The 11,311-nt window shown below is 35.4% G+C and carries 9 protein-coding genes and 1 rRNA gene; 3 read left to right on the top strand and 7 right to left on the bottom strand.

Translation table 11 applies throughout. From position 1 onward, the window contains the following. Nucleotides 1-13: 13 nt before the first annotated feature. The 3 genes from LF886_RS21635 to hutH form a co-directional block, all read right to left on the bottom strand. Complete coding sequence (locus tag LF886_RS21635; protein ID WP_236851645.1) at nt 14-460, bottom strand: GNAT family N-acetyltransferase; 447 nt, start codon at nt 458-460, stop codon at nt 14-16. 75 nt (nt 461-535) lie between these two features. Beyond that, a complete protein-coding gene (locus LF886_RS21640) occupies nt 536-985 on the bottom strand; it encodes a DUF2059 domain-containing protein (RefSeq protein ID WP_236851647.1) in 450 nt (149 codons plus the stop codon). A gap of 3 nt (nt 986-988) precedes the next feature. After that, entirely contained in the window at nt 989-2,482 is a 1,494-nt protein-coding gene (gene hutH, locus LF886_RS21645) for a histidine ammonia-lyase (protein WP_236851648.1), read from the bottom strand. Between the two features lie 131 nt (nt 2,483-2,613). Between hutH and LF886_RS21650 the strand changes: the two genes are divergently transcribed. Together LF886_RS21650 and uvrC are read left to right on the top strand one after the other, a co-directional pair. Beyond that, nucleotides 2,614-3,375 (top strand): hypothetical protein, encoded by a 762-nt coding sequence (locus LF886_RS21650; protein WP_236851650.1) that lies wholly within the window; start codon nt 2,614-2,616, stop codon nt 3,373-3,375. Nucleotides 3,376-3,462: 87 nt separating this feature from the next. Next, nucleotides 3,463-5,256, top strand: coding sequence for an excinuclease ABC subunit UvrC (gene uvrC, locus LF886_RS21655; RefSeq protein WP_236851652.1), 1,794 nt, complete (start codon nt 3,463-3,465; stop codon nt 5,254-5,256). A 441-nt stretch (nt 5,257-5,697) separates the two neighbouring features. On the opposite strand, the gene LF886_RS21660 is transcribed toward uvrC, so the two are convergent. From LF886_RS21660 to LF886_RS21670, 3 genes are read right to left on the bottom strand one after another with little or no spacing between them, the layout of a single operon-like run. Next, nucleotides 5,698-6,432 (bottom strand): hypothetical protein, encoded by a 735-nt coding sequence (locus LF886_RS21660; RefSeq protein WP_236851653.1) that lies wholly within the window; start codon nt 6,430-6,432, stop codon nt 5,698-5,700. Nucleotides 6,433-6,442: 10 nt separating this feature from the next. Continuing rightward, on the bottom strand, nt 6,443-7,525 hold the full coding sequence (locus LF886_RS21665; protein ID WP_236851655.1) for a PorV/PorQ family protein: 1,083 nt from the start codon (nt 7,523-7,525) through the stop codon (nt 6,443-6,445). A gap of 13 nt (nt 7,526-7,538) precedes the next feature. After that, a complete protein-coding gene (locus LF886_RS21670) occupies nt 7,539-8,417 on the bottom strand; it encodes a DMT family transporter (RefSeq protein WP_236851656.1) in 879 nt (292 codons plus the stop codon). 384 nt (nt 8,418-8,801) lie between these two features. Here LF886_RS21670 and LF886_RS21675 point away from each other — a divergent pair, with 384 nt between their 5' ends. Then, nucleotides 8,802-10,430, top strand: coding sequence for an acyl-CoA carboxylase subunit beta (locus LF886_RS21675; protein ID WP_236851658.1), 1,629 nt, complete (start codon nt 8,802-8,804; stop codon nt 10,428-10,430). Nucleotides 10,431-11,169: 739 nt separating this feature from the next. Here the strand turns inward: LF886_RS21675 and rrf are convergent. Continuing rightward, a 5S ribosomal RNA gene (gene rrf, locus LF886_RS21680) occupies nt 11,170-11,277 on the bottom strand. Between the last annotated feature and the right edge of the window lie 34 nt (nt 11,278-11,311).

Here is an 11,311-nt window from a genome sequence, read left to right on the forward strand (position 1 = left end):
CATGAATATTAAATTAAAATACTTTTTCATAACAGACACTTTGCTCAACGCCAATGTATTGCCCATAATTGGAAATCCTGTAAAATCCACTTTTTTCATATATTGAGATGGCGCTTTTTAGGTCCTGGGAAGTTTCCAATACTGCTTTTTTAAAATTCAATTCCGCTGCCCAGTTTTCCAGTTCTTTTACAATGGCTGAGCCCAGTCCATTTTTTCTGAATTCCGGATCGGTAAACATTCTTTTTATTTCTACCGTATCTTCTGAAAATGGTTTGAATGCTTCACAAGCTGCCGGGGTATCATCTATATAAGCCACAACACAATTTTTGATGGCATCAATTGTATTGAACTGAGCAAAGAAATCATCATTCTCTCCATTATGTTCGGATAAAGTAGCATCAAGGGATTTTACGAGATTTTGAAAATCTGTATTGGTGGAATCTGTTCTGAGGAGGTGCATGTTTATTTAATTTAAAGATTTAAAAAATTAAAAGATCTGTAAAAACAAAAGCTCCCTTTCGGAAGCTTTGTATTTTTATGGAGCTGGTGGAGGTGGATTTTGAAAATTATAATGTTTATTCAATTTATCTTTAACCCTTTTATCTAATGCTTCTGCATAACTAGTTCCAAGTTCCATTGAATCTTTCATTAAGTTTGGCATATTTTCAATCATTTTCTGACCAGCCGGAGTTTTATAAAATTTAATGAGCTCATCAACATCCGCATCAGTAAAATACTTTTTATAGACAGGAATGTACAAAGCGAAAATTTTCTCTACAGACATGTCTTTTTTAAACTCATCCCAAAAGTTATCCGGAAGATCTTTATACTTATTGTTGTAATGATCCATAAACTGTTGGAACCCTACTGACAACATCCGATCTGACTTTGTTAAAGTAATCAGTTCTTTTAATTTTGCTTCATTTGACTGAGAAAAAGCATTTATCCCCAACAGAAAGAAACACAAAATAATACCTTTCTTCATCTTCTATTTTACATCAACAATAAACTTTCTCTCATTGATCAACTCTGCAATCGCCAGCATATCTTTACCGATCAATCTGTCATCTTCAAGCTTAGCAACTTTGGAACGAAGAACCGTAAAGTTTTCTTCAATTACTTTAGAGCATTTTGCCGGTCTTCTGAATTCAAGTCCCTGAGCGGCAAACATCAATTCAACAGACAGAATATTCACAAGATTTCCAAGAACCTGATTGAATTTTCTTCCTGAAATACTTCCCATAGAAACATGATCTTCCTGACCTAAACTTGTAGGAATAGAGTCTGCTGATGCCGGGAAACATAATGTTTTATTTTCTGTAACCAAGGCAGCTGAAGTATACTGAGGAATCATAAATCCTGAGTTTAATCCTGAGCTTTCCGTCAATAATCTTGGAAGTCCATATTTTCCTTCTAATAATAAGTAACTTCTTCTGTCGGAAATGTTTCCTAATTCTGCAGCAGCGAGTGTAGCATAGTCTAAAGGCAATGCCATCAGCTGTCCGTGGAAATTTCCTCCTGAGATAGATTCTTCAGCACTTAATACAATCGGGTTGTCTGTTACGGAATTCAGTTCTGTTTCTGCCATACCTTTAAGATGTTCAAAAGCATTTCTGCTGGCTCCGTGAACCTGAGGTACACATCTCATTGAATAAGGATCCTGAACTCTCTCACAATCTTCGTGAGCTTTCATATTTTCTGATCCTTTTAAGAACTTAAGCATTCTTGCCGCTACTTTTTTACTTCCTTCAAAAGGTCTGATGTCGTGAAGTTCTTTTTTGAATGGGCTTTCAGAACCTCTGTATGCTTCGATACTCATTGCAGCGGTCATATCTGCAAGATCCAGTAAATATTCGAATTTTTCAAGTCCTTTGATCGCATGAGCCAGAATAAATTGTGTTCCATTGATCAATCCCAATCCTTCTTTAGGACCTAAAACAAGGGGTTCAAGGTCATGTTTTTTCAGAACTTCCATGGTTTCAGAAACCTGATCTCCTTCCCACACTTCTCCTAAACCAAGTAATGGCAATACCAAATGGGCCAGCGGGGCAAGATCTCCCGAAGCTCCCACAGATCCCTGTTCAGGAACTACCGGAATGATATCTTTTTCAAGCATCAGGATCATTCTTTCAATTACTTCCAGAGAAACTCCTGAAAATCCTTTTGAAAGGGCATGAACTTTAGCAATCATCATGATCTTAGAAAACTCTTTATCAATGGGCTTTCCAACTCCTACTGCGTGAGAAATAATCAGATTATATTGTAACTGCGCGGTTTCGTCAGCTGATATTTTGGTATCACATAGCGGTCCGAATCCTGTATTGATTCCATATACACATCTATCGGACTCTACTATTTGCTGTACGTTTTTCTGAGATTTTAAAATTTGTTCTTTTGAAGCTTTGTTCAGCTTCGCTTTATTTGGCTTTTTACAGATTTCCAGAACATCATGGAAAGTAAAAACATCTACTCCGTATATCATTTCTAAAAAATTTTCTTAAAATTACGCATTTAACAATAATTGGAAAAGCTAAATTTCAATCTTCTATATTTTTATAGAAAGAAGTGAATTAATTTACTATTTTTATCCCCGAAAATTAAAAACAATAATACATGAGACTGAAAACTCTACTCCTTGCTTTATGTGTAGCAAGCACAACTGCTTTCGCACAGAAAGTAAAATATTCTAAGGAGGAAAGAAAAGAAATGAACCGTTATCTGTTTAACGAAGGTTTCAATACAGCAACGGATAAAAAAGTTTCCACGATTATTTTAAAAGATAACACAGAACATCAAGGCTACAGTAAATCATGGGAAAGACAGAAAGGGCAGATTCTTTCTATTACAATCGAAGATGTCGATACAAAAAAGCCTATGAAATTTACCGCAGCAGATATTGCTGAAATGTACTTATATCCTACGGAGACTGAAAAATCTATGAAAGCTGCAAAATTCATTTCAAACATGAGAAATTACAGCACCAAAAAATATAGCAAATCTGTAACTGATGATGCCGTTTTGTATGAAAACCAGATTGTTTCTTTGAAAAACAAAAAAGAGCCAAGAGCCTTTTTAATGCAGGTTATTAACCCTGAATTTAATGAGCTTATTTCCGTTTACCATGATCCGTTTGCTTCAGAAACAGCGAGCACAGGTTTTGCTGGTGCTCCTGCATTTGGCGGCGGCGTTATCAAATCTTATTATGTAAGGAAAGGAGATAAGGTAATGTGGCTTCACAAGGATGATTTTGAAGACAATTATGACTTTTTATTTGGAGATAATGCCGAGTTTATGAAAAAATATCCTAAAAACTCTGTAGAATGGAATTATTTAAGCTTTTTGATCTACCAGTACACAGAAATGAACCACGGATAAAAATAAACCATCAAAATACCGGAACCTGCAGAATCATCTGCAGGTTTTTCTTTTTTTAAATAGGGAAAGTTTCCTTAATTTTGTTTTATGAATCCTTCTTTAGAACTACAGCTCAAAACTTTACCATCAGAACCCGGCGTTTATCGTTATTATGATAAAAATGAACAGCTTTTGTATGTTGGTAAAGCTAAAAATCTAAAAAAAAGGGTTCTCTCTTATTTCAACAAAAATCTTCCCGGATACAGGATCAAAATAATGGTCGGTAAAATCCAGAGGCTGGAAACGACGATTGTAAACAGTGAGTATGATGCACTTTTATTGGAAAATAATCTGATCAAGGAACATCAGCCTTTTTATAATGTCATGCTGAAGGATGACAAGACTTATCCATGGATCTGTATCAAAAATGAAGATTTCCCAAGAATTTTTCTGACTAGAAATGTAATAAAAGACGGATCGGAATACTATGGTCCCTATGCAAAAGTGCGGCCTGCAAAGATATTGCTGGAAACCATCAAACATATCTACAAGCTAAGAACCTGTAATCTGAATCTTTCTCCTTCCAAAATAGCAGAAGGAAAATATAAAGTCTGCCTGGAATATCATATCAAAAATTGTGAAGGACCATGTGAGGATCTTGAAAGTAAAGAAGAATATGACGAAAAGATAGATGCCATCCGTGGAATTGTCAAAGGAGATTTCCGAAAAGCTAAAGATTATCTGGTGAATCAAATGATGAAACTGGCTTCTAATCTTCAGTTTGAAGAGGCTCAGATCATCAAAGAAAGACTGGACATTCTTGAAGATTATCAGGCTAAAAATACGGTGGTAAACCCGAATATTGATGATGTAGATGTTTTCGGAATGACCAGTGATGAAACGGCAGCTTATGTCAATTTCTTTAAAATCAGGAATGGAAATATCATCCAGAGTTTTACGACAGAGATCAAAAAAATTCTTGAAGAAACTGATGAGGATATTATGGAGGAGGCATTGATAGAGATCCGTCAGAAGTTTTCTTCTGATTCTAAAGAGGTTCTTTTACCTTTCCATCTGTCGGTAGAAATTCCCAATGTGAAACTCATTGTTCCTAAAGTAGGTGATAAAAAAAGAATTGTAGAGCTTTCTGAGAAGAATGCAAAAGAATACCGTTTAGAGAAGCTGAAGCAGGTTCAGATCATAGATCCTGAAAGGCATACCAACAGAATCATGGCCGAAATGCAGAAACTTCTGAGAATGCCTGTAGAGCCGAGACATATTGAAGGTTTTGATAACTCAAATATTCAGGGAACCAATCCTGTATCTGCATGTGTTGTTTTCAAAGATGGAAAACCGAGTAAAGCTGATTACAGAATTTTTCATCCTAAAACAGTGGAAGGTCCTAACGATTTTGCAACCATGGAAGAGGTTATCTACCGCCGTTACAAAAGAATGCTTGATGAGGGAGAAAATCTTCCGCAGCTGATTTTGATAGATGGAGGAAAGGGACAGCTGTCTTCTGCAGTGAAGAGCCTGAGATTATTGGGACTTTACGGAAAAATTACCATTGTAGGGATCGCCAAAAGACTGGAAGAGATTTTCTTCCCGGAAGATCCTATCCCTTTATATCTGGATAAAAAATCTGAAACGTTGAAAATCCTTCAGCGTGTACGTGATGAAGCTCACCGATTTGGGGTAAAGCATCACAGAACAAGAAGGAAAAATTCTACCATAAAATCTGAACTGGAAGAAATTCCTGGTGTGGGAGAAAAAACTATTGAGCTGCTTCTATCTAAACTAAAGTCTGTAAAACGCATCAAAGAAGCTAATCTGGAAACTCTGGAAGAGATTTTAGGGAAAAGTAAGGCTAAAGTGATTTGGGAGTTTTTTAATGCTAATTAATACCCTAGTATCGCACTACGATTAAATTTTCGCAAATAAAATGGAGTTTTTTTATAAAAATTCTTATGCGTTACATATTTAATTAATACAAAATAAAAATCATCGATACCGCCAATACAAAAGGAAAATAACAATAAGAAGTATAATAAAATAAATATTTTACTAAATAATAGTATTATTGATATTTTTTTAATAAATTAGTATTATCAACTAATAACGATAATATTATGAAAATTTTTCTCATTTTATAAAACTTTTCACATTTTCATTTACCGTTATGGATCATGAATCTATAGGCTAAATATTATTTGTAGAAAACCGCATAACCAATCTCCTATTTTCAAAGTTTAGAAAAAATGAAAAACACATCAGCATATATACGATAAAAGGCTCTTTTTTCAAGAGCCTTTTATATTTATTATTGTTGTGGTATTTCTAAAGTTATTTAGCTACAAAAACCTCTTTGGAGAATCTTCCGTCAGCCTGTGGAATATCGATCACAACATTTCCATTTTCGAAATATCCTATAGTAGTATTTCCATCAGCCAGTTTTACCATAAAAACAGAACTCTTAGAAGTTGCTTTAAAAACGGCAAATGGCACAGAACTGCCAGATTTAGCTAAGATAAACTGATTAGGATCAATCTGGATTTTCTGAAGATCCATTTTCCCATTCGAGTAGTTATTGGCTTCTGGCGTTGCAGAAGATGCTACAGGTTCAGGAGATGAATTCTGAGCATTATTATTAGATGCAGGTAACATAGCAACAGGGTTAGAAACCGGCACTTGTATTAAAGCTTCTCTTATTGCATCCTGTAATCCTTCATCAAATTCTTTGATTTTTGAGCCTCCCTTAGACTCTAAAATCATATTATTATTACAATCTTTAAACTGTACTATTACTTTATTTTTGAATAAACTTTTATCATTAATGACATCAGCATTAATGACATTACAGTAGTTCATTTTAGCTTCTGAAGGCCAGTTATCTTTAATGACCGGAAGTACAATATATTTTTTTCCTTTCAAAGCTTTAATAAAAAAGTCTTTCAGGCCATAATCTTCCTTAAATGTTTCAAATTTTTCAGGAACTGCAATATATTTGGAGTTTGAAACCTTTTGTGCAAAAATCATTGTTGAGCATATTGCTAACAAGAACATCGATACCTTTTTCATTTTTATTATTTTAATCATTTCTGAATGCGCCCATATCCAGCTTCAATGAGAAGAAATTGGAATAGAAATTAGATCCGCCTATCCCTGAATTGGTAATTGCATAATCCAGTGTAAGCCCTCTGTATCTGATCCCAAGACCTGCACTTGGCTGGAAAGAAACTTTTCTCCTAAGATCTTCTATATCTGTAATAGACTGGAACCTGTTGATCCCTAATCTTACAAAAATCATTTTCTGATACCCTAATTCAGCTCCTGCATAGGGACTGATACTGGCAAAGTCTGTCGAAATCAATGAAGCAGTTTTTGCAAAGTCTACATTCAAACCTGCTTCCGGTAATACATACACGCTGCTGTTGATCTCAAATAACTTACTGGCACCTACATTCAGCTTAGGCATTGTAAGTTCCATTTTATCTTTCGGTGCCGGGTTAAATTCTTCCCCGTTTACAACCGTTGATAGTTCTTTTTGATTCACGCTCCAGAAGTTTACGGTAGTGGTGATATCTCTCACCATCCCCCCGAATTTCCAACCGTTATCTGCTTTATAAATGGCTCCTACATCAAAACCAAAACCGTAACCATTAGCAAATTTACCTACATTTCTATAGACAATTTTGGCATTCACCCCCACATCCAGTTTTGGATTTCCTCCTGGCCTGAAAGCATAAGAAAGTATCGCTGCATAATCAGATTGAGAAAATTTGGTGATTTTATCATAATCAATATTCCCTTCGGTATCAATTAACTGGGTGGTATTTAAAATATTGTCAACCCCAAGCCTTACTACTGAAACACCGAACACTCCTTCTTCAAGTACTTTTGCATAAGCCAAATAATCATATTTTGCGATAGACTCAAAGTATTCTGCGTGCATAGCTGCTCCCTGCCAGTCTCTTTCAATTGACATCAAACCCGCAGGGTTCCACATAGGAGAATATACATCATCCTGATTAGTGATTACTGCGCCTCCCATTGCAAGACCTCTCGCTCCGGCTCCGATATTTAAGAATTCATTGGAATATTTCCTGATAATCTGAGATTGAGACAGCCCAAACAGCAGTGAAAATGCAAGTAAAAAATATTTTTTCATCATATAAATTTGATGCTTAGTTTAAGTTTTTAGTTTTTTTGGCTTTTATTAATCCATTCACAATGATTGCCAGTATCATAACTCCTGAAGCAATATAAAATATAGGGCTCATATGTTCTGATTCCCCAAAGATAAAAAAAGCTAGTATAATTCCGTAAACAGGTTCTAAATTAACTGTTAAAATTAATGTGAAAGGTGATATATACTTCATTAAATTCACCGATTCCAGCATTGGAAAAGCAGTGAAAACACTGGCTAACAAGCATATTAACGCCAGATCTCTATAGTTTATTTCATTCATCTGAAAAATTTGCCCCGAAAGCAAATAGAATACCATTAAAATGAACCAACCACAGAAAATTTCATAAAAAATAATATTCCCGGAACTCGTTTTACCAAACATTTTACCGTTGAATACAGAAAAGATAGTTCCAAAAACCGCACACAGAATACCATAGATGATCCCTTCTTTAAAATGAAATTCGGTTTTAAAAATCAGTAATATACAGGCAACGATAACTGTACCCATTACCACTTCGGATACATCAACCTTCCTTTTAAAGATGATAGGCTCCAGAATCGAAGCAAAAAGTGTAGACAATGAAAGACAGCTCAATGCAATAGAAACATTGGAAACTTTAATAGAGTAAAAAAAGCAATACCAATGGAGCGCCATTGCAAGACCTATTGCAGCCAGCTGAAAAAATATTTTTTTCGAAACCTTTATACTTTCCTTTTTAAAAACTCTGATGAATACAAAAAGAAAAATAGCAGCAAACAACATTCTGTAAAATACAAGGATCTGCGCATTGGCCTGAATCAATTTTCCCAAGATTGCAGTGAACCCCCATAAAAATACTATTAAGTGCAACCTGAAAAGTGCCAATTTATGCATAACCTATCTCCTTTTAATTTTAACCCTGCAAATTTACAAATCACATTCCCAAATATTGATAAAAAGATAAGTTTAATGTAAAAAATGTTAACAAAAATTAAAATAGAGATAGAACTATAAAAAAACCCTGAAAATTTGTTAAACTTTCAGGGCCTTCAAATAATAAACTATTAAAAAAATAAACTAGGAACTTAGAGTATTTTGCAGAGAATATTACCTCTGTTACTCTACTGTAAAGTTAGAAAAAATATAAACTATTTAAAAATATTTTTTAGTTAAAAATTTCACAATTTACTAGAAACCAAACTATTAAACACTTGTTTTACTTCCAATTTATATTCCTCATAAAAATAGTATCTTTAAGCGTAAAAAATTGAAAATTTTATGGACATCGAATTCAATAAACGAGAAGATCAGAACAGATTAAAATTATCTGAAATAAATCGCTTACTCACTGAGATCAAAAAGGGAGGTGGTGAGAAGAGGCTTCAAAAGCTTCGTGATGAAGGAAAAATGACTGCAAGAGAAAGAATAGATTATCTTCTCGATAAAGATTCAGATTCTATAGAAGTAGGAGCATTTGCTGGCTACGAGATGTATAAAGAGCACGGAGGCTGCCCTAGCGGAGGAGTTGTAGTGGTTATAGGCTACGTTTCCGGAAGACAATGTATTGTTGTTGCTAATGATGCTTCAGTAAAAGCAGGTGCTTGGTTTCCTATCACTGGAAAGAAAAACCTGAGAGCACAGGAAATTTCTATGGAAAATAAACTTCCGATCATCTATCTGGTAGACTCGGCTGGTGTTTATCTTCCACTGCAGGATGAGATATTTCCTGATAAAGAGCATTTTGGAAGAATTTTCAGAAATAATGCTAAGATGAGCTCTATGGGAATCATCCAGATTTCTGCTGTTATGGGAAGTTGTGTAGCTGGAGGTGCTTATCTGCCTATCATGAGTGATGAGGCCATGATTGTAGATAAAACGGGTTCAATTTTCCTTGCCGGAAGCTATCTTGTAAAAGCAGCTATCGGAGAAAGTATAGATAATGAAACACTGGGCGGGGCTACTACCCACTGCTCTATTTCAGGAGTTACCGATTATAAAGCCAAAGATGATAAAGATGCTTTGAATAGAATCAAAAACATCATGAAATCTATTGGAAGTACAGAAAAAGCTGGTTTTGACAGAATAGAGAGTTTCCCACCAAAGGAAAATCCTGAAAACATCTTCGGAATTATGCCAGTTTCCAGAGCTGAGCAATATGATACCTATGAAATTCTTAAATGCATTGTGGATAACTCCGAATATGAAGAATATAAATCAGATTATGGTAAAAGTATTATCTGTGCAACAGCCAGAGTAGATGGCTGGTCTGTAGGAATTGTAGCCAATCAGAGAAAACTGGTAAAAAGCGGTAAAGGAGAAATGCAGTTTGGAGGAGTTATTTACTCTGATTCGGCAGATAAAGCGACCCGATTCATTGCTAACTGTAATCAAAGAAAAATACCTTTAATTTTCTTACAGGATGTTACCGGATTCATGGTAGGTTCAAAATCAGAACATGGCGGAATCATCAAAGACGGAGCCAAAATGGTAAATGCAGTTGCCAATTCTGTAGTTCCTAAATTTACCATCATTACAGGAAATTCTTATGGAGCAGGAAATTATGCAATGTGTGGTAAAGCTTATGACCCGAGATTAATTGTCGCCTGGCCTTGGGCAGATTTAGCTGTAATGGGAGGAGCACAGGCTGCAAAAGTATTGGCTCAAATTCAGGAATCAACTTTGAAAAAACAAGGAAAAGAAATCTCTGAAGAAGAACACAACGAAATTCTGGATACAATTTCAAAAAAGTATCAGAAGCAGACTGAATCCACGTATGCAGCATCAAGATTATGGACCGATGCCATCATCAATCCAGCAGATACAAGAAAATGGATTTCAATGGGAATTGAAGCAGCTAATAACGCTCCTATTACCGAGAAATTCAATTTAGGAGTAATACAGGTATGATCTTAAATTCATAAATAAAAAATAAACGCGGCTATCTCAGTTTGAGATAGCCGCGTTCTTATTATTTAAAAGTCTCTATTATTAATTTAAGACATATATTCTTCTTTACAAAATTCTGCAGGACCTCCAAGTCTGATACAACATTGATATTTGCTCATACAAATCCCATTAGACCAGCCTGGAGGATAACACATTCAAATGCAGGATCATCCTGACATATAGGTCCCCAACAGTGATTTTAAACTCTCTCTTGAACAGTGTATTCAACAACTCTTGCTACTTCAGGAGCTTCATCCCGCTATCCATTCATACTCCTTACGCCAGCGCGCTCCTACACTCAAACCCCACCAACTCTCCAACTCAAGCTGCGGGGTAACCATTACTATCGGGGCTAAAAGGAAGAGAATTATGAATTATAAGTTATGAATTATGAGATTCGAGGTTCAGGTTTCCGGCTGCGATTGATCAGCTTTGATTATTCTCCATTTATGATATTCAATAGGAGCGGGCTTTAGCCCGTTCTGGTCAAAAACTCCATTTCCATTTGGCTTTAGCCAAAACTTATAATAGGGGAATCCTATTAACTGAAGAAAATAAATAATAATGAGGGTAAATTAAAGATTGAATATCCTAGTTATGATCCTTGTTTTAGGTCTAATATAGATATCGATGCTGTATGTATATAACAACAAAAAAGTCCTTTATCGTATGATAAAGGACTTTTTAAAAATAAAATAAAAACTGGCGGCGGCCTACTCTCCCGCGTTAGCAGTACCATCGGCGCTGGTGGGCTTAACTTCTGTGTTCGGAATGGGAACAGGTGAGCCCCACCGCTAAAACCACCCTAAAGGTTGTATATAAGGTTGCAACTTATAGGTAAA

Origin of the sequence: Chryseobacterium sp. MEBOG07 (assembly GCF_021869745.1) — a bacterium.
Lineage (GTDB): Bacteria > Bacteroidota > Bacteroidia > Flavobacteriales > Weeksellaceae > Chryseobacterium > Chryseobacterium viscerum.

What these genes read in the sequence shown, in the direction of transcription:
- hutH (WP_236851648.1), bottom strand. Translation starts at nt 2,482, where the DNA reads ATGATATACGGAGTAGATGTTTTTACTTTCCATGATGTTCTGGAAATC.
- LF886_RS21665 (WP_236851655.1), bottom strand. Translation starts at nt 7,525, where the DNA reads ATGATGAAAAAATATTTTTTACTTGCATTTTCACTGCTGTTTGGGCTG.
- LF886_RS21650 (WP_236851650.1), top strand. Translation starts at nt 2,614, where the DNA reads ATGAGACTGAAAACTCTACTCCTTGCTTTATGTGTAGCAAGCACAACT.
- LF886_RS21670 (WP_236851656.1), bottom strand. Translation starts at nt 8,417, where the DNA reads ATGCATAAATTGGCACTTTTCAGGTTGCACTTAATAGTATTTTTATGG.
- LF886_RS21635 (WP_236851645.1), bottom strand. Translation starts at nt 460, where the DNA reads ATGCACCTCCTCAGAACAGATTCCACCAATACAGATTTTCAAAATCTC.
- LF886_RS21675 (WP_236851658.1), top strand. Translation starts at nt 8,802, where the DNA reads ATGGACATCGAATTCAATAAACGAGAAGATCAGAACAGATTAAAATTA.
- LF886_RS21640 (WP_236851647.1), bottom strand. Translation starts at nt 985, where the DNA reads ATGAAGAAAGGTATTATTTTGTGTTTCTTTCTGTTGGGGATAAATGCT.
- uvrC (WP_236851652.1), top strand. Translation starts at nt 3,463, where the DNA reads ATGAATCCTTCTTTAGAACTACAGCTCAAAACTTTACCATCAGAACCC.
- LF886_RS21660 (WP_236851653.1), bottom strand. Translation starts at nt 6,432, where the DNA reads ATGAAAAAGGTATCGATGTTCTTGTTAGCAATATGCTCAACAATGATT.